The 17,638-nt window shown below is 70.5% G+C and carries 15 protein-coding genes; 9 read left to right on the forward strand and 6 right to left on the reverse strand.

What is annotated here, in order from left to right; genetic code table 11:
* Positions 1–40 precede the first annotated feature (40 nt).
* Positions 41–601, reverse strand: coding sequence for a TetR/AcrR family transcriptional regulator (locus tag FAF44_RS09190; RefSeq protein ID WP_237102622.1), 561 nt, complete (start codon positions 599–601; stop codon positions 41–43).
* Between the two features lie 89 nt (positions 602–690).
* On the opposite strand from FAF44_RS09190, the gene FAF44_RS09195 reads away from it, so the two are divergent.
* Positions 691–1,602, forward strand: coding sequence for a TIGR03564 family F420-dependent LLM class oxidoreductase (locus FAF44_RS09195; RefSeq protein WP_237102623.1), 912 nt, complete (start codon positions 691–693; stop codon positions 1,600–1,602).
* Positions 1,603–1,760: 158 nt separating this feature from the next.
* On the opposite strand, the gene FAF44_RS09200 is transcribed toward FAF44_RS09195, so the two are convergent.
* Positions 1,761–2,768 (reverse strand): helix-turn-helix domain-containing protein, encoded by a 1,008-nt coding sequence (locus FAF44_RS09200; RefSeq protein ID WP_237102624.1) that lies wholly within the window; start codon positions 2,766–2,768, stop codon positions 1,761–1,763.
* Positions 2,769–3,238: 470 nt separating this feature from the next.
* Here FAF44_RS09200 and FAF44_RS09205 point away from each other — a divergent pair, with 470 nt between their 5' ends.
* The gene (locus tag FAF44_RS09205; protein WP_237102625.1) at positions 3,239–3,910 is read left to right on the forward strand and encodes a hypothetical protein; all 672 of its coding nucleotides are present in this window, start codon (positions 3,239–3,241) and stop codon (positions 3,908–3,910) included.
* Positions 3,911–4,063: 153 nt separating this feature from the next.
* Here FAF44_RS09205 and FAF44_RS09210 read toward each other — a convergent pair whose 3' ends face one another.
* Positions 4,064–5,869, reverse strand: a complete 1,806-nt coding sequence (locus tag FAF44_RS09210; RefSeq protein ID WP_237102626.1) for a discoidin domain-containing protein — start codon at positions 5,867–5,869, stop codon at positions 4,064–4,066.
* A gap of 54 nt (positions 5,870–5,923) precedes the next feature.
* Positions 5,924–7,090 carry an ROK family protein gene (locus tag FAF44_RS09215; protein ID WP_237102627.1) on the reverse strand — a complete coding sequence of 389 codons (1,167 nt, stop codon included), beginning with the start codon at positions 7,088–7,090 and terminating at the stop codon, positions 5,924–5,926.
* A 151-nt stretch (positions 7,091–7,241) separates the two neighbouring features.
* Between FAF44_RS09215 and FAF44_RS09220 the strand changes: the two genes are divergently transcribed.
* The 5 genes from FAF44_RS09220 to FAF44_RS09240 are packed head-to-tail and all read left to right on the forward strand — an operon-like array spanning position 7,242 to position 13,046.
* Positions 7,242–8,486 (forward strand): Gfo/Idh/MocA family protein, encoded by a 1,245-nt coding sequence (locus tag FAF44_RS09220; RefSeq protein ID WP_237102628.1) that lies wholly within the window; start codon positions 7,242–7,244, stop codon positions 8,484–8,486.
* Entirely contained in the window at positions 8,483–10,087 is a 1,605-nt protein-coding gene (locus FAF44_RS09225) for a beta-N-acetylhexosaminidase (RefSeq protein ID WP_237102629.1), read from the forward strand. The genes FAF44_RS09220 and FAF44_RS09225 overlap by 4 nt, the downstream gene beginning before the upstream one ends.
* Before the next feature lie 24 nt (positions 10,088–10,111).
* Positions 10,112–11,356 (forward strand): sugar ABC transporter substrate-binding protein, encoded by a 1,245-nt coding sequence (locus FAF44_RS09230; RefSeq protein ID WP_237102630.1) that lies wholly within the window; start codon positions 10,112–10,114, stop codon positions 11,354–11,356.
* Positions 11,357–11,359: 3 nt separating this feature from the next.
* Positions 11,360–12,238 carry a carbohydrate ABC transporter permease gene (locus FAF44_RS09235; protein WP_237102631.1) on the forward strand — a complete coding sequence of 293 codons (879 nt, stop codon included), beginning with the start codon at positions 11,360–11,362 and terminating at the stop codon, positions 12,236–12,238.
* Positions 12,231–13,046, forward strand: coding sequence for a carbohydrate ABC transporter permease (locus FAF44_RS09240; RefSeq protein ID WP_237102632.1), 816 nt, complete (start codon positions 12,231–12,233; stop codon positions 13,044–13,046). Before FAF44_RS09235 ends, FAF44_RS09240 begins: the two co-directional genes overlap by 8 nt.
* Positions 13,047–13,105: 59 nt before the next feature.
* Here FAF44_RS09240 and FAF44_RS09245 read toward each other — a convergent pair whose 3' ends face one another.
* Positions 13,106–13,987, reverse strand: coding sequence for a LysR family transcriptional regulator (locus FAF44_RS09245; RefSeq protein WP_237102666.1), 882 nt, complete (start codon positions 13,985–13,987; stop codon positions 13,106–13,108).
* Between the two features lie 127 nt (positions 13,988–14,114).
* On the opposite strand from FAF44_RS09245, the gene FAF44_RS09250 reads away from it, so the two are divergent.
* Positions 14,115–15,284: an alpha/beta hydrolase gene (locus FAF44_RS09250; protein ID WP_237102633.1), complete on the forward strand. Its 1,170-nt coding sequence runs from the start codon at positions 14,115–14,117 to the stop codon at positions 15,282–15,284.
* On the opposite strand, the gene FAF44_RS09255 is transcribed toward FAF44_RS09250, so the two are convergent.
* Positions 15,281–15,997 (reverse strand): TetR/AcrR family transcriptional regulator, encoded by a 717-nt coding sequence (locus FAF44_RS09255; RefSeq protein ID WP_237102634.1) that lies wholly within the window; start codon positions 15,995–15,997, stop codon positions 15,281–15,283. The two genes, FAF44_RS09250 and FAF44_RS09255, sit on opposite strands and share 4 nt — an antisense overlap.
* Before the next feature lie 138 nt (positions 15,998–16,135).
* Between FAF44_RS09255 and FAF44_RS09260 the strand changes: the two genes are divergently transcribed.
* Positions 16,136–17,590, forward strand: coding sequence for a serine hydrolase (locus FAF44_RS09260; protein WP_237102635.1), 1,455 nt, complete (start codon positions 16,136–16,138; stop codon positions 17,588–17,590).
* Positions 17,591–17,638 lie beyond the last annotated feature (48 nt).

The following is a 17,638-nucleotide window of genomic DNA, read 5'->3' on the forward strand; positions in this document are numbered from 1 at the left end:
TGCCCCGCAGGGCCCATCACGGGGCCCATCGCGGGGCCCATCACTCGGGCCCACCATCCCGCCCTGCCGGGTGTGGGGCCGGAGTGGCCAGGCCGTCGAGGATGACGGTGGTGAGCGGGTCGTCGGCGCGGGCGCCGGGGCGGCAGACCGCCACGTTGATCAGGCCGACGACCTGCTCGGGCGTGAGGTCGCCGCGTACGGACCCCTCCCGCTGCGCCTGCTCGACGACCGCGGCCAGCAGCGTGTCGATCTCGTGGACGAGCCGCAGCCGGGTCTCCGACCTGGGCGAGGCGTCGGTGAACGAGGTGATCAGCGCCAGCGGTTGCCCTGCGCAGTGGCGTACGACGTCGGCCAGCACCTCCCACCGCGGCACGGCCCTCCTCGCGCGGTCGCGCACGTGGTCGCGCAGGGTCGTCAGGGTGCCGGAGGCGATGTCCTCCACCAGGGCCCGGCGGTCGGGGAAGTGCCGGTAGAGGGTACCCACGCCGAGGCCGGCCTCCTGGGCGATCTCCTCCATCGACACGCCCGCCCCGTGCCGGGCGAACAGGTCGAGTGCCGCCGCGACGATGCGTTCGCGGTTGCGCCGGGCGTCGGCCCGCATCGTGCACCCCCTAACCGGAATCCAGGATTCACGTTACTGTAGCCTGCCTAACATGAAGCGGAAGGTCCGCTTCACTTTAGGGAGGCGTCGTGAGAGTCGGTCTCTACCTGAACACCCTGGGCACGGACCTGGACACCCTGCTGGCCAGGATGCGCACGGCCGCCGCCGCCGGGTTCAGCGGCGTCTTCCTGTCCCAGCTCACCTCGCTGGACGCGATCACCGTGGCGGCGCTCGGCGCCCGGGAGGCGCCCGGCCTGGAGGTCGGCACCGCGGTCGTCCAGACCTTCCCGCGCCACCCGCTCGCGCTGGCCGGGCAGGCGCTGACGGCCCAGGCGGTCAGCGGCAACCGGTTCACGCTCGGCGTCGGCCCCAGCCACCGGCAGATCATCGAGGGCTCCTACGGCCTGTCCTACGACCGCCCGGCCCGGCACACCCGCGAATACCTCTCCGCGCTGGTGCCGCTGCTGCGCGGGGAGGCGGTGGAGTACCGCGGCACGACGTTGTCGGTCGCCGGGCAGGTCGAGGTGCCCGGCGCCACCCCGCCGCCGGTGCTGCTGGCGGCGCTCGGCCCCGAGATGTTGCGCATCGCGGGCGAGTTGGCCGACGGCACCGTCACCACCTGGACCGGCGCCGCCGCCATCGCCGATCACGTCGCGCCGCGCATCACCGAGGCGGCGCGGGCGGCCGGTCGCCCCGCCCCGCGCGTCGTGGCCTCCGCCCTGGTGGCGGTCACGGACGACCCGGACCGGGTGCGGGAGGAGGTGGCCGGGCGGCTGGGCTTCGCGGCCGGCTTCGCCTCCTACCGTTCGATGCTGGCACGCCAGGGGTTGTCGGGCCTGCACGAGACGGTCATCGCCGGCGACGAGAGCACGGTGGGCAGGGAACTGGCCAGGTTCGCGGACGCGGGCACGACGGACTTCCTGCTCAGCCCCGCGGGCGACGAGCCCGACCAGGCCCGCACCCTCGACTTCGCCGCCTCCTGGTACGCCGACCGCCCCTGAACCGCGACCCGGCGGCGCAGGGCCGGCCGGTCAGGCGGTGGCGTTCCGCCGGCCTCCGGCCCGCCGGTCCCTGGCCGCAGGCGTCCTCGGCCCGCGGCCTGGGCCTCCGTTTTCCGTACGTGGCCTGCTCAGATCCCCCGCTTCCGCAGATGAGGCTGTCACTGCGGTGGCAACCTCGCCTCGAGCGCCTGGCGGCGGTGGTCGCGCGGGCTGATGCCATAGGCGGCGCGGAAGGCGCGGCTGAACTCCGCAGCGGTCTTGAACCCGCTGCGCACGCTGATCTCGCCGATCGGCCGATCGTGCAGTCGCGGGTCGGCGAGGTCGGCGAGGCAGCGTTCGAGCCGCCGCCGCCGGATCGTGGCGCTCACCGTCTCGGGACGCTGCTGGAAGAGCAGGTGCAGGGTCCGTACGGAGATGTGGTGGTGGGCGGCGATGACGGCCGGATCCAGGTCGGGATCGCCGAGGTGGTGGTCGATGAAGGCATCGATCCGTGCGATCAGGAGACGGCGGCGGCTCTCAGGCGTCAGGCTGTCCCCGGCGCCGAGGCGGCCCGCCAGAAAGGTGGCGGCCAGGTCGGCGGCGACGGTGCCCAGGCGGGGCAGTTCCTCAGGGCGGCAGCCGGCGGCGTGCTTGCGCAGGCCGGTGAGAAAGCGAGCCAGTATCGCTCCTGTCCCGGTCGTGCCGGAGAGCTGGTGCGCCAGCAACTGTTCCATCTTGCCGCGCGGGAGGGGCAGCGCGTCGCCTGACAGGAACAGGATCGTCAGCCGTGCGGGCTTGCCGACGTCGATGAGTTCGGTGACGTAGGGGTGGGAGGTGTCGAACAGCGAGAAGTCGCCGGCCTGCAGGCAGGAGTCCTTGCGACGCTGCTCCAGCAGTATCGGGCTGTCGTGGACCAGCAGGAGTTGGTAACCGTCGGGATCGTGCTGCCGGATGTGGGCGGGGGAACGCCAGCCCCTCAGCGGCGACATCGTGAACTCGGCCACCCGCACGCCCACCAGGTCGATCGAGTGAGCGCGGCCGTGGAAGTCGCCGGCATGGGCGCTGGACATCGCCGTGGGCGCGATCTCGTGCGCGGACATGTGCGCCCACCAGGCCAGGCGCTCCTTCCTGGGCACCGCATCGGTGGACACGGAGACCACGGGGCTCCGTTCGACCGTCTGGTGCATCCACGAGGTTCCGTACGCGTGCTCGCACGTCGCATCTACGCTCTCTTGCACCACCCAACAGTGCACAACCCCGGACCCGGTCGCAAGACCGGCGGCCCTGCGGCCACCGGAGCGGGCCCACCCGCCCTGTCCGGCACCTGGGCGTCCCGGCTTGCGCCCACTGCCAATGCTTCCTGCGCTCCGTGCTAAAGACGCCGGGGCAGCCGCCGTCGCAGGATTTGCCTGTTGGGCCCTTTCGATTCCGATCGAGGACAGGTGCTCGTGTCCGCCCACCTGCAGTCCGCAGGTAGGGAGGCAATCCCGCACACACCCCACACCCACAGGAGGGAGCACGTGTGTTATCGAGAACCCTGAGGAGAATCGCCTCGATCGTCATCGCCTGCCTGGCAGTCGTGGTGATCGCCGTCCCCGCACAAGCTCATGTCGTGGACGAATCGGCATGGCTCTACCGATCAGACAACCTCTGCGGCTTGATCACCTCCGAAGTGTCGGACGGAAACGGCTACGGCTACGCGAAGGTCGAGACCAACATATCCACCAAGTTCTGGTGGGCGCCCTACAAGGTCTGGTTGTACTGCACCTCGGAGACCGGCGTCCCCGCCGGCCGCATCCTGCTGCGCTACGAGTACCTCGTCTTCAGCTTCTATTCACAGACGTGGGGGGTGTGCATGCGGACGGACTGGTACTCGAACACCAGCTCCGCCTCCCGATGGAGGGTGTCCACCAACTTCGGCGGCTACCCTCCCTGCGGGGAGGCATGGTACGCGACCCTGGGGTTCGGCCTCGTGTCCCCAGGCGACGGCCACTACTACGGCGGGACTCTCGCATCAGGCAATCACTGGTTCACCACGCCGTACCTCGCCTCGGTTCCTTCCGTGGCCAAGCCCGCGATGCCCGCCTGGGTGGGCAAGGACGGCACCGTCGACCTCGCCGCGATGCCCCGGCGGCTGCCGGTCATCGACGAGACCGGTCACGTCCTTCTCGATGCGAGCGGGCAACCGGTGACCACCGCGATAGAGACCGACGCACCCGCCGCGAAGAACGTCCTGGAAGCTCCGCAGGGCGTCACGCGGTTGGAGACCGCTGAGAACGGCACCGTGACGGGCGTCACCGATGCCGTGGCCAGACGTCCCCTCACCTGACCGAGCGCTCCTGCGACCCGCCGCCCATCGGCGGGTCGCAGCCGCGCCCTGGTCAGTTCGACCTGGCGGCGGACCGGAATCCGCTCGTATTCCGGTCGAACCGGCATGCCCGCCGCATCCGACACCCGCAGCCGGTCCAGCCGGATGCGCGCGTCATACGAGCGGCACGTAGGGGATGATCTCCGCGATCGCGGAGGCCCCGCCCATGCCGTAGTCCACGCGCAGCCGCACGTATCTGGCCATGACCCCGGTCATGTCGACATCGTTCGGCGCGGTCATGCGCGGCCACTCGACCCGCTTGACGTCCCTGAACGTCGTGCCGTCGTCGCTCACCTGCACCACGCCCTTCAGGACGGTGCCGTTCATGTCGTAGCTCAGTCTGGGCTGGAACCGGGTCGCGGACAGTTCCCGGACCCGCCCGAGGTCGACCGTGATGAAGTGGGGCTGGGGCACGGTCTCCGCGTCGTCGGACTGGTAGGAGGTCGTGACATCGCCATCGACCGCCCGGGCGGGGTCGCCGACACCGGGCTTGAAGGTGGTCGCCGTCGCGCTGAGCTCGGCCGGCGGGACCGGGGTGCCGGCCGGGGCGGCGGGCCAGACGCCGGGGGCGTCCTCGGGCTCCTCGCTGACGATCGGCCGGTCGGGGCCCCCTCCCAAGCCGCGGATCACCACATCGGTGACGACCGCGCTGTGGTCGGAGTAGAACGGATAGGTCTGGTCGAGGGCGTCGCCCTGGTGGCGGGGCAGACGGTGGTCGTCGATGCGCGAGCCGAGGACGCTGACGTCCTCGCCTCGGGTGAACACGTAGTCGGTGCGGGCGGGCGCGGAGCGGTAGCCGCTCAGCGAGCTCCAGGTGCGGCCGGGATAACGCCCGGCGTCGGCGTTGGCGTAGCGGAAGGTGTCGACGAAGCCGGCATCAGTGAACATCTTGGTCAGCGGCCACGGCAACACCATGCCCGCGTGCCCGCGCGCGTTCTTGAACTGCTCGGTCCAGTCCAGGTGCGGCCAGGCGTTGAGGTCTCCGCCCATGAGCACGGGGGCGTCGTCATCGCCGATGAAGGAGGGCAGCGCCTTGTCCAGGATGGCCTTGCCCATGGCGACGCGACGGAAGCGGTCGTCGTCGAGGAGTTGCGCGTCGGTCTTCGTCCGGGACTGGCCGTAGAGGTTCTGCACGGCCGCCTCGTGGGTGTCCCAGTTGGCGGAGATCTCGTGCCAGGTCCACATGCTGAAGGCGTGTACGTGTCTGCCGTTGGGCAGGCCGAGCCGGGCGCCGCCGAGGTTGAACGAGGTGATGTCCGCATCGGCGTAGCGCGGGTAGACCTTCTCGACCTTGAGCTTGGTGTACAGCCACAGGTTGTCGCCGTTGACGCTGTAGTCGGCCGGCTGGGTGAGCTGCACACCGGAGAACCGCTTGCCCGCCGGCCGGCCGGCGTTCAGGCCGTCCAGGATCTTCTTCCCCGACCCGTACCCCTCGACCACGAACAGGACGTCGGGATCGACCTCGTTGAGGTACTCGATCATCTGCCTGAGATTCTCGCCCGTCTTCTCCTGGCCGTTGATCGTGCCGCCGACGAAGAGGTTCCACGCCATCAGCCGCAGTTGCGTGCCCGCACTGGTTTCCGGCATGCGGGTGATGAAGACGTCGACCGTCACCTTCTGCTCGGGCAGCACGAAGGGACGGCTGCGCGCGTTCGCGGTACGGCTGTAGAAGGTGTCTCGCGCCCAGACCTGGTCGCCGCTTCTGACGGTGGTGGTGATCTCCTCCACGAGGCCCGGACGCGGATTGCCTTCCACGACCACCGTGCAGGTGCTGCCGGGACGGTCGCCGTCGCAGTCGAGATGGTACGGCCAGGGCCCGGGGGGCCCGGACGGATCGACGGGATCGGCGGCCGCCGGTGCCGGGGTCAGCAGTCCGGCCAGGGCCAGGGCGATGGCGAGGGAAGGGAGTGATCTGCGCATGCGCGTGTCCTTCGGGGAGGGGGGTGTGCGTTTTCCGGAAGAGAAGAAGGGTCGTCAGGCGAGCCGCTGGGGCGCGGCGGGACGGGAGATCGAGCCGTCGGGTGAGAAGAAGTGCTCGTCCACGTGTTCCAGCGCCAGGCAGGCCGCGCCGAGGGCGACGCATTCCTCGCCGAGCGCCGAGGGCCGGATCTCGGGGACGCGCAGGCAGTGGGGTTCGAGGGCCCGGTGCAGTGCGGGCAGCAGGACGTCGGCGGAGCGGGAGAAGCCGCCACCGAGGACGACCAGTTCGGGATCCAGGGTCAGGACCATGGCGGCGGTGCCGAGCGCGAGATGGTGGGCGTAGGTGCTGACGGCCGCCAGGGCGTCAGGGTCGCCGGCACGGGCGGCGGTGAAGACGAGCCCGGCGGCGTCCTCGGCCGGGACCCCCCGGGCGGCGGTTGAACCTTCCAGGTGCGCGGCCATGGTGCGCCAGCCGGTCATCTCCATGAGGCCGACCTCGCCGGTGGCACCGCTGCAGCCGTGATGCAGGCGGCCGTTGAGGATGAGCGCGGCACCGGGCCGCCGTCCGGCGTGCAGGTAGACGAGGTCGTGGACGCCCGCGGCCACGCCCAGTCGTTGCTCGGCGAGGGCTGCGAGCTTGCTGTCGTTCTCGACGGTGATGGGGCAGGACAGCCGCTGTCCGAGATGGCCGATGAGGTCGACCCCCGGCCAGTCGGGGAGGTCGTTGACCCGGGTGATCAGTCCCTCCCTGTTGACGACGCCGATGCTGCCGACGGCGACGCCCCACAGGTCGGAGGCGTTCAGGCCGGAGGCGGCGAGCGCGGCGTCGACGGCCCGCCACATGGCCTCGAGCCGCTCGGCCCGGGTGGTACGCCCGTCCACGGCGACCCGCCCGCTGGAGACGGTCCGGCCGGCCAGGTCGGTGATGGCGGCGAGGACCTTGTGGACTCCTATGTCGATGCCCAGCACGTGCCCGGCATCGGCGCGGAAGCGGTAGCGCTTGGCGGGCCGGCCCATGCCGCCCGGTGTGGGCTCGACTTCGCCGATCCAGCCGCGTTCGTGCAGATCGGTGATGACGTCGATGACGGAGTTCCGCGACAGCCGGGTCCGCGCGGCCAGTTCGGTGAGCGTCAGCGGATCGGCTGACTCACGCAGGGCGCGCAGGCTGCTGAGCGAGTTGAGCTGACGCAGCCGCTGAAGGTCCCCACCGCTGACCTGCACAGGCTCATTCCCTTCAGTAATGGCGGTCTCCAAATTATGTCCGCCCGCAATGGGCGTCCACTTGCCGAATCATCCAGGAGGAGAGGTCTTGACGGCAAGATCTGGTCGAGACTATCTATGGACTCCGCAATAAATGGGGGAGGGCGCGGCAATGACAGTGACCGTAGCGGTCGTCGGGGCGGGAGCCCGCGGCCAGATCTACGCCAGGGCGGCCGCCGCCGACGGCCGGGCGCGGATCGTCGCCGTGGCGGATCCCGACCCGGCCAGGCGGGCCAGGCTGGCCGGCGAGCACGGCGTGCCGGAGCAGGCGTGCTTCGCGGACTGGGCCGAGCTGGCCGCCGTCCCGAGGCTGGCCGACGCCGTGGTCATCGCCACCCAGGACCGGTTGCACGTCGAGCCGGCCGTGGCCTTCGCGGGGCTGGGCTACGCCATCCTGCTGGAGAAGCCCATGGCGCCCACCGAGCCGGAGGCACGCAGGGTCGTCGAGGCCGTCCAGCGGGCCGGAGTGGTCTTCGCCGTGGGGCACGTCCTGCGCTACACGGCCTACACCAGGGCGTTCAAGCAGCTCGTGGGCAGCGGCCGGTTGGGCACGATCTCCAGCGTCCAGCACCTGGAACCGGTGGGCTGGTGGCACATGGCCCACTCCTTCGTCCGCGGCCACTGGCGCAACGCGAGCGAGTCCGGGCCCATGTTGCTGACCAAGTCCTGCCACGACATCGACTGGCTGCTCCATCTCATCGGAGACCGGCCGGTCGGCGTGTCCTCCTTCGGCTCGCTGACCCACTTCCGGCCGGAGAACCGGCCGCCGGGGGCGAGCGGGCGCTGCGTGAGCTGCGCGGTCGAGCCCACCTGCCCGTACTCCGCCCGGCGCCTCTACCTGGACTGTCTCGGCGACCCCGGCCGCGAGTTCTGGCCGCTCGGCGCGGTGACCTCCGACGCCACAGCGGCCGGCGTCACCCGCGCCTTGGCGGACGGCCCGTACGGCCGCTGCGTCTACGACTGCGACAACGACGTGGTGGACCAGCAGGTGGTGCTGATGGAGTTCGCGCGGGGCGCGACCGCGTCGTTCACGATGACCGCCTTCACCCCGCTGGAACACCGCAAGACCAGGATCTTCGGCACGCACGGCTTCGCAGAGGGAGATGGCCGGGACATCAGGGTCGTCGACTTCGTGACCGGCGCCGAGGAGAGGATCGACACCGGGACGCGCGCCGGCGCGTCGCTGACCGACGGCCACGGCGGCGGCGACACGGGCCTCATCACGGCCTTCATCGACGCCGTGGCCGCGGGCGACCAGGCGCCGCTCGGAGCCGGCGCGACTGACGCGCTGGCCGGGCACCTCGTCGTGTGGGCCGCCGAGCGCGCCCGCCGGACCCGGACGGTGCAGGCCCTGTGACGACGATCCCGGCGCCCGCCCGCCGCACCCCGGCGGAGGGGCGCTTCACCTTCACCGCCACGACCCCGCTGACCGCCGACCCGGCGCTGGCCAGGGCGGCGACCTGGTTGCGCGAGAGCCTCACCCCCGCCACCGGCCTGCCGCTGCCCGACGGCCCCGGCGGGGTCGAGCTCCGGCCGGCCGACGGGCTCGGGCCGGAGGAGTACCGGCTCACGGTCACAGGGGAGTCGGTGCTGATCGAGGCCGCGACCCCGACCGGCGCCTTCTACGGGGCGCAGACGCTGCGCCAGCTCCTCGACCCGGCCGCGTTCCGCAGCGGCCGCGTCGCGGACAGGACGTGGAGCGTCCCCGCCGTCGTGATCGCCGACGCGCCCCGGTACGGCTGGCGTGGCTGCCTCATCGACGTGGCCCGCCATTTCCTGCCCAAGAACGACCTGCTGCGGTACATCGACCTGCTGGCCATGCACAAGCTCAACGTCCTGCACCTGCACCTGACCGACGACCAGGGCTGGCGGCTGCAGATCAGGAAGTATCCGAAGCTGACCGAGGTCGGCGCCTGGCGGCGCGAGTCGCCGCTGGGCGCCGGGCGCCCGCGCCGCTTCGACGGGCGTCCGCACGGCGGCTACTACAGCCAGGACGACATCAGGGAGATCGTCTCCTACGCCGCCGACCGGTTCATCACCATCGTCCCGGAGATCGACCTGCCCGGTCACACGCAGGCCGCCATCGCCGCCTACCCGGAGCTCGGCAATCTCGACACCCCGCTGGACGTACGTACGCAATGGGGCGTCGGCGAGAACGTGGTCAACGTCGCCGACGGAACCATCGCCTTTTTCACCGACGTTCTCGAAGAGGTTCTGGAGCTCTTTCCCGGCCCGTACGTCTGCGTCGGCGGCGACGAGACCCCCAAGACCCAGTGGAACGAGAGCGTCCCCGCCAAGGAACGCATCCGCGAGCTCGGCCTGCGTGACGCCGACGAGCTGCAGACCTGGTTCATGAGGCACTTCACCGACTTCCTGCTCGCCAGGGGGCGCAAGCCGCTCGGCTGGGACGAGCTCATGGAGGGCGGCCTGCCGCCGGGGGTCACCGTGGCCTCCTGGCGCGGGGCCAGGTGCACGGCGCTGGCCGCGCGGAGCGGCCATGACGTGGTCGTCTCGCCCTTCGCCGAGACCTACCTGGACTTCCGCCAGGCCGAGGGCGCGCAGGAGCCGGTGCCGATCGGCAGCGTGACGTCCCTGAGCGCCGTGTACGCCTTCGACCCGATCCCCGGCGGCCTGACCGGGCAGGAGCGGGGCCGGATCCTCGGCGCCCAGGCGGCGTTGTGGACCGAGCACATCGACTCGCCCCGGCTCCTCGACTACATGGCCTTCCCCCGCCTGGCCGCTTTCGCCGAGGCGGTGTGGAGCGACGAGCGCGACTTCGCGGACTTCCTCGTCCGGCTCGCCGTACACGAGAAGCGACTCGACGCGTTGGGCGTGGAATATCGCCCGGCCGCCGGACCGCACCCCTGGCAGCAACGCCCCGACTCCCCAGGTCACCCCCTGACCAGGGCGGAGATCGACGGCAAGCTCGCCGCCTGGACCGCGAACCTGCGGTTCTGAGCCACCCCCCACCTGGAGAAACCCGTGCGTTTTCGCCTCCCCCTGGCCGGGCTGCTCGGCCTTGCCGTCCTGGCCGCCGGCTGCGGCTCGTCCGGTGAGCCCGCTGCCGACGGCAAGGTCACCATCAGCTACGCCATCTGGGACAAGAACGACCAGCCCAGCGCCGAGAAGATCATCGCCGCCTTCCAGCAGGCCAACCCGGCGGTCACGGTCAAGCTGGAGATCACCCCATGGGACCAGTACTGGACCAAGCTCCAGACCGCCGCGTCCGGCGGCGCCGCTCCCGACGTCTTCTGGATGAACAGCCTCAACGTCGGCATGTACGCCGAAGGCGGCATCATCGCCCCGCTCGACGAGTCGAAGGCGGAGGGCCTGCCCGAGGCGGTCGTCGACGGCTACCGCCACGACGGCAAGCTGTACGCCCTGCCGCACAACGTGAGCATCCCGGCGCTCTGGTACGACAAGAAGATCTTCGACGCCGCCGGAGTGAAGTATCCCACCGCGGACTGGACCTGGGACGACGTCAAGGCCGCCGCCGAGAAGCTGACCGACCCGGCCAAGAAGCAGTTCGGCATCCTCGCCCCGATGTGGGACCAGGGCGGTTTCTACAACACGATGATCCAGGCGGGCGGCCACGTGCTCTCGCCCGACCGCAAGAAGAGCGGCTTCGACGACCCCGCCTCCATCCAGGGCCTGGAGTTCTGGACCGGCCTGATCAAGGACCGGGTCGCGCCCGTCGCGCAGGTCTACACCGACACCGACCCCATCCAGCTCTTCCAGTCCGGCAAGTACGGCATGTACTACGGCGGCGTCTGGTTCGCCTCCACCTACTGGGCCAACCCCGAGATCCGCGAGCGGATCGACGTGGCCCCGCTGCCCAAGGGGCCCGCGCGGGAGGCCGTCATCCTGCTCGGCCTGGCCAACGCCGTCTCGGCCAAGAGCGAACACCCGCAGGAGTCGGCGGCCTTCGCCGAGTTCGTCTCCTCCGAACCGGCGCAGAAGATCCTCAGCGCCAGCGGCGGCGGCGCCCTGTCAGCCCGCCCCGGCACGCAGGACGGCTGGTTCGAGGCTTTCCCCTCCTGGCACCTGAAGGAGACCTACGACGCCTCGATGCCGCACGGCGTGCCGTACCCGGCGACGCTGAACACCGCGCAGTGGCAGGACGTGCAGAACAAGCTGCTCGCCGAGGCCTGGGCGGGCAGGCGGCCGGTGGCCGACGTCGCCAAGGAGATCGCCGCGCAGATGAACGAGATCCTGGCCAAGGAGTAACGGATGCTCTCCAAGCGCGAGTGGGCGTGGGGGTACCTGCTCATCGCCCCGATGGCGCTGGGCCTGGCCGTCTTCTACCTGTGGCCGATCGCCCAGACCCTGTATCTCAGCTTCACCGAGTCGGGTGTCTTCGGCGGCTACACCTGGGTGGGGACGGCCAACTTCACCGAGTTGCTCGGTGATGAGGAGGTGCTCGGCGCGCTCGGCAACACCCTGCTCTACGCCGTGCTCGTCATGGCCGGGGTGCCGCTGTCCATCGTCGTCGCGGCGCTGCTGAACGTGCCGGGGCTGCGCGGCCTGAGCGTCTACCGGACCCTGTACTTCCTGCCGGTCGTCACCATGCCCGCCGCGGTGGGCCTGACCTGGCGCTATCTGTTCAACGGCGACTTCGGCGCGATCAACTACCTGCTGGGCGAGGTGGGGATCGACGGGCCGTACTGGGTGGGCGATCCCGACTTCGCCATCTACGCGATCGCGATCGTCGGCATCTGGAGCACGATCGGCTACAACGCCGTGCTGCTCCTGGCCGGGCTTCAAGGCATCCCGCGCCCCTACTACGAGGCGGCCTCGATCGACGGCGCGGGGCGGCTGCGGCAGTTCTTCCGCATCACGCTCCCGCTGCTCACGCCGACCACGTTCTTTGTCGTCGTGATCACGATGATCAACGCGTTGCAGGTCTTCGACCTGGTCTACCTCATGGTCGATCTGAAGGGCCCGGCGCTGAGCGGCAGTCGCACGATCGTCTACCTCTTCTTCGAGAAGGGCTTCGTGCAGAACCAGCGCGGGCTCGCCGCGGCGATCGCCGTCCTGCTGCTCGGGCTGATCCTCGTGCTGACCGCGATCCAGTTCAGGCTGCAGAAGAAGTGGGTGCACTATGAATAGGCCCAGGACGTGGCCGGCCCACGTGCTGCTGACCGTGGGCGCGCTGGTGATGCTCGCGCCCTTCGCCTGGCAGGTGGTGGTCTCGCTGCAGACCCTCCCCGACTCGCTGCGCCTGCCGCCCAAGTTCACGCCCTCCTGGCAGTGGTCGAACTTCGGCGACGTCTTCCGCTCCGTGCCACTGGCCAGGCAGTTCCTCAACACCGTCGTGGTCGCCGCAGTCGTCACCGCCGGGCAGTTGCTGCTGTGCTCACTGGCCGCCTACGCCTTCGCCCGGCTGCGCTTTCCCGGCCGGGGCGCTGTCTTCCTGCTCTTCCTGGCCGTGCTCATGGTTCCCGGTGAGCTGTTCATCATTCCGCGCTACGAGATCATGCAGGGGCTCGGCTGGCTCAACACGCTGCAGGCGCTGATCGCGCCGGGCGTCTTCGGGGCCTTCGGCACGTTCCTGCTCCGGCAGTTCTTCCGCACCCTGCCCAGGGAACTCGACGAGGCCGCGCGCCTCGACGGGGCCAACCCGCTGCAGATCTACTGGCACATCATGCTGCCGCTGGTCAGGCCCGGTCTGCTGGCGCTGGGACTGCTGACCGTCATGTGGTCGTGGAGCAGCCTGCTCTGGCCGCTGGTGGTCAACACCGATCCCGAGATGATGACGTTGTCCGCCGGTCTCGCCTCGCTGCGCGGGCAGTTCCAGACCAACTTCCCGATCCTGTTCGCCGGGTCGGTCGTGGCCTCACTGCCCGTGATCGCGCTCTTCGTGGTCCTGCAACGGCATCTCATCGCCGGCATCACCTTCACCGGCTCGAAGGGCTGACCCGTGCGTCCCGCGCTGAGGACGCCGAGCGTCAGGCCGCGTACGCGGTCCGGTCCCTGCTACTCCGTCGGCTGCCGGGTGTCGGCCGCCGCTCGGGCGAAGGCGCGGATGAGTGGCGTCTCGCTCGCCGTACGCCAGGCGAAGGTCCACCGGCACGGCGGGGCGTCGCGGATCGGCACGAAGGCGAGGCTGGGCCAGGGGTAGAAGGTCGCGGCCTCGGCGGTGACTCCGGCGGTGGCCTGGCCCGAGGCGACGGCGCTGAGGGTCTCCTGCCAGGTGGTGACCTTGTGTCCGCGGCGAACGGGGCGGCCGGAAGGGGTGTGGTAGGGGTTGAAGATCTCCTCCATGCAGGCGGGGATCGAACGGCCCTCGACCACGGTGCAGTCGCCGAGGTCCTCCAGGCAGATGGAGTCTCGTCCCGCGTAGGGGTGGTCGGCGGAGACCATCAACACCACGTCGGAGGCGTACGAGGTCGGTTCGACGGTCAGATCGGGCTCGCGGATCGGCAGCCACAGGTGCGCCACGTCCACCTCGCCCGACTTCAGCAGGTCGAGAGGGGAGGCGGGCTGGATCTCGCGGTGCTGCAGCCGGGCGTTCGGGTGGCGGGCGAGGAACAGGTCGAGAACGTTCTTGATCTGCGTGGAGAGCGGGCCGAGCGTGCCGAGGGTCAGTGTGCCCGCGGTGCCGTCGGCGGTGGCCTGAGCGGTCGCGATACCTTGCATGATCTGCCGGTGGCCGCTCTTGAGCGCCTGGTACATCTGCTCGCCGAGCGGGGAGAGGCGCACCGCCCGGGTGGTGCGGTCGAACAGCGGCGCGCCGATGCGCCGCTCCTGCTTCTTGATCGATTGGCTGACGCGGGCGGGGCTGATGCCCAGCCGCTCGGCCGTACGGCTGAAGTGCAGCTCCTCGGCCAGCGTCAGGAAGATCTCGATCTCTCGCATCTCCACGGGCGGGCCTCCGAATTCTTCATTTCCGGGTTAAAGGACGTTATCGGATCCGTCGTAGATGCGAGGCGGGCGGGTGGGGGAGGCTTGGCGCGTTCGAAGGAAGTGTGGTTCTGGAGGTTCGGTGCCCGTCGGATATCTGATCCCTGTGGTGCTCGTCGCGATCGGGACACTGTTCGCGCTGCGGCCGCTGCCGGGGTGGAGCACGCCCGGCCGGGTGAGTTACTTCTTCGGGCTGGCCGCCAACGAACTGCCGTTCGCAGCCTTCTTCTGGCTGCTGCTGGCCCCGACGGCGCTGGCGTTCGCCGAGGGTGACATCCACACGGCGGGCGGCTGGGCGATCGTCGCCCTGGCCGCCGTGACAACGATCGGGCTCACGGTCATCGCCTGCCGCGGCCTGGGGGAGCGGGCCAGGATCTGGCGCGCGATGGACGCCGGCCTGGGCGCGGGCTGGCACGCCGCCATCGACGCCGACCTCGCCGCCGGGCTGCGCCGTCGTCCGCCGTGGGCCCGCATCCTGTTCCTGCCGATCCTCAAGCGCCGCATGGACGTCCGCCGGGTGGCCGACGTCTCGTACGGCGACGCCGGCCGCCGCAACCTGTTCGACCTCTACCACCACCGCTCGCGCCCATCAGGCGCGCCCGTGCTGATCCACCTGCACGGAGGTGGTTACACCGGCGGCCACAAGAACAGCCAGTCGCTGCCGCTGCTCTATCGGCTCGCCGGCCACGGCTGGGTGACCATCAGCGCCAACTACCGGCTACGGCCCCAGGCCCAGCACCCCGACCACCTGATCGACCTCAAGAAGATCATCGCCTACGTGCGCGAGCACGGGCACGAGTACGGCGCGGATCCCTCGACGCTGTTCGTCGCGGGCAGTTCGGCCGGCGGGCACATGGCGGCGCTGGCCGCACTCACCCCCAACGACCCCGCCTACCAGCCGGGCTTCGAGCGGGCCGACACCTCCGTGACCGGTGCCATCTACCTGAACGGCTGGTACGGCAGCTACTTCGGGCAGGGGCCCGAGTCCGCGCCGGCGGCCCACATCACCGCGGACGCACCGCCGTTCTTCGTGGCCCACGGCGATCTGGACCCGCTGGTGCCCGTGGCCGAGGCCAGACACTTCGCCGACCAGCTCCGCCGTACGTCGGCCTCCCCCGTCGTCTATGCCGAGTTGCGTGGCGGCAACCACGCCTTCGACCTGTACCACTCGGTCCGCTTCGAGGCGCTCGTCGACGCCATCGAGGCCTTCACCGCCCGAGTGCGGTCGCAGCAGCGGACACCGCAGCCTTAGCCCTCGTCGCCATGCCACCGGGCGGCCCGATCACTGCCGGGTTCGAGCCGGGCCGCCAGGCCGTCGAGGATCCGGTCGAGGCCGTACCCGAATCGGTTCTCGCGGAGTTGTCGCGGGTCCGCGTCCTGGTCGAAGTCCGGGCTGTGGTCCGCCACCCATGCGCGCTCGGTGCTACCGCTGCGGGCGATCAGTGAGACGTATGCGGCCTCGGTGGTCGCGATCCCGATGACGTATGACATGAGTGTCGCCGCGGCCTCGTGCTTCTCGTCCGCGGGGAAGCCGGCCGCCTCGAACTGCGTGAGCAGTTCCGCTGTCATCCGCGTGGCGTTCGGGCCGATGTGGATGAGTCCGACCTGGCCGAGTTCGGGGGCGATCCAGGGGTGGCGCAGGACCATGGCCCGCACTTCGGCGGCGGTGCGGGCGACCGTCGTGCGCCACTGCGTGCGCTCGGCGGAGGCCGGTAGGTCGAGTTCGCCGTAAACGTCGTCGACGGCCAGTTGGACGAGCTCGTCCCTGTTGGCCACGTGCCGGTAGAGGGAGGTGGCTCCGGCGCCGAGCCGGGCGCCGAGTTTGCGCATGCTGAGCGCCTCGACGCCGTCCGAGTCCAGCAGCTTGATGGCCGTGGCCACGATCTGCTCGCGGGTCAGCTGTTCCCGCTGCGGATGGTGTGGACGGGTCCACACCGAGGCGATCGGCTTCGCGTCGGCTGGCATGCGACCTTGCTCCTCTTCGTCCGAAGCTGTGTCGCCCCTCATCGTAGCGCACGTCGTACGCGGATTGCGCACACCGTTCCGTTATGCGTACAGTGTGCGCATCGAGAGGCGACGTACGCATCGAGAGGGGAAACCGCAATGTCGAACAACGTGAGCTGGGACGAGCAAGGCAACTGGGGCGCCGACGGGGCATGGGGGACGCGCGACTCCGCCGGCCGCAAGCTGGATCTCGCCCACTGGCAATCCCGCCTCGACCAACTCCGCGCCAAGCACCATGTGCCGGGCGCAGCCCTCGCCGTCCTCGTCGACGGCACCGTCCACGAACTGGCCAGCGGCGTCCTGCACCGTGGCACCGGCGTGGAGGTGACGACCGATTCGGTCTTCCAGATGGGCTCCATCGCCAAGATCTACACCGCCACCCTGATCATGCGGCTCGCCGAGGCCGGGGAACTGGACCTGGACGCGCCGGTCGTGGACGTGCTGCCGGAGTTCTCGGCCGCCGACCCGGAGGCGACCAAGGTGATCACCACCCGCCGGCTGCTCAGCCACACAAGCGGCCTCACCTGCGACTTCACCTACGACAGTGGGCGCGGCGACGACTGCCTCGCCAAGTACGTCGAGGCCGCGAAGGCCGTGGCGCTCGACTGTCCGCCCGGCAGCGTGATCTCGTACAGCAGCGTCGGCTACAACGTGCTCGGCCGGATCATCGAGGTGGTGACCGGCAAGGTCTGGGACGAGGCGCTCAGGGAACTGCTCCTGGCTCCGCTCGGCCTGACGCACACCATGACGCTGCCCGAGGAGGCGCTGCGGTTCCGCGCGGCGATGGGGCACCTGGGGGAGCCCGGCCAGGAGCCGGACCCGGCGCCGTCCTGGGACCTGATGCCGCGCTCGGCCGGCCCGTACGGCCGGGTCATCGCCACCGCCGGCGACCTCGCCCGGCTCGCTCGGATGCACCTCGCCGGCGGCGTGGCCGAGGACGGCACCCGCGTCCTCGCCGAGGAGACGGTCGCGCAGATGCGGCGCCGGGTGGTGGACTGCCCCGACAAGTGGACGGTCAGCTCGGACGGCTGGGGCCTGGGCTGGACCCTGTACGACTGGAACGGCGTTGCCGGCTACGGCCATGACGGCGCCTCCATCGGCCAGTACGGCTACCTGCGCGTGGTGCCGTCGGCGGGCGTGGCGGTCGCGCTGCTCACCAACGGCGGCGGTGCGCGTGAGGTGTACGCGGCGCTCTACCGCGAACTCCTCGCCGACCTGGCCGGGGTCACCATGCCGGAGCCCCTCGCCCCGCCGGCCGCGCCGCCCGTGATCGACTGGGCGCCCCTCGTCGGTACGTACCGGCGCGAAGGCGTGGTCATCACCGTGACCGACAGGGGCGGCTCGGGACACGCGCTCTATGAGTTCGTCGACGGCATGAAGGACTTCTCCGAGCCCCTCCAGATCGATCTGCTGCCGGTGACGGAGACGGTCTTCGCCGGTACGGGGGTCGGCGCGGCCTTCAGCGAGGACTACACACCCGTGGTCTTCTCCACGCTGCCGGACGGGACGGGCTGCATCTACATCGGCATGCGCTGTGCCCCCAAGGCCGCGTGACCGTCCGCCTTCACTGACGACGCCATGCTCAGCGCGGCTCCCACCTGC

This window comes from Nonomuraea sp. MG754425, from assembly GCF_021699195.1.
In the GTDB taxonomy this organism is placed as follows: Bacteria; Actinomycetota; Actinomycetes; order Streptosporangiales; family Streptosporangiaceae; genus Nonomuraea.

Excerpts from the sequence above, each read along its gene's own strand:
- FAF44_RS09245 (WP_237102666.1), bottom strand. The coding sequence starts at position 13,987 with ATGCGAGAGATCGAGATCTTCCTGACGCTGGCCGAGGAGCTGCACTTC.
- FAF44_RS09240 (WP_237102632.1), top strand. The coding sequence starts at position 12,231 with ATGAATAGGCCCAGGACGTGGCCGGCCCACGTGCTGCTGACCGTGGGC.
- FAF44_RS09200 (WP_237102624.1), bottom strand. The coding sequence starts at position 2,768 with ATGCACCAGACGGTCGAACGGAGCCCCGTGGTCTCCGTGTCCACCGAT.
- FAF44_RS09220 (WP_237102628.1), top strand. The coding sequence starts at position 7,242 with ATGACAGTGACCGTAGCGGTCGTCGGGGCGGGAGCCCGCGGCCAGATC.
- FAF44_RS09210 (WP_237102626.1), bottom strand. The coding sequence starts at position 5,869 with ATGCGCAGATCACTCCCTTCCCTCGCCATCGCCCTGGCCCTGGCCGGA.
- FAF44_RS09235 (WP_237102631.1), top strand. The coding sequence starts at position 11,360 with ATGCTCTCCAAGCGCGAGTGGGCGTGGGGGTACCTGCTCATCGCCCCG.
- FAF44_RS09260 (WP_237102635.1), top strand. The coding sequence starts at position 16,136 with ATGTCGAACAACGTGAGCTGGGACGAGCAAGGCAACTGGGGCGCCGAC.
- FAF44_RS09190 (WP_237102622.1), bottom strand. The coding sequence starts at position 601 with ATGCGGGCCGACGCCCGGCGCAACCGCGAACGCATCGTCGCGGCGGCA.
- FAF44_RS09255 (WP_237102634.1), bottom strand. The coding sequence starts at position 15,997 with ATGCCAGCCGACGCGAAGCCGATCGCCTCGGTGTGGACCCGTCCACAC.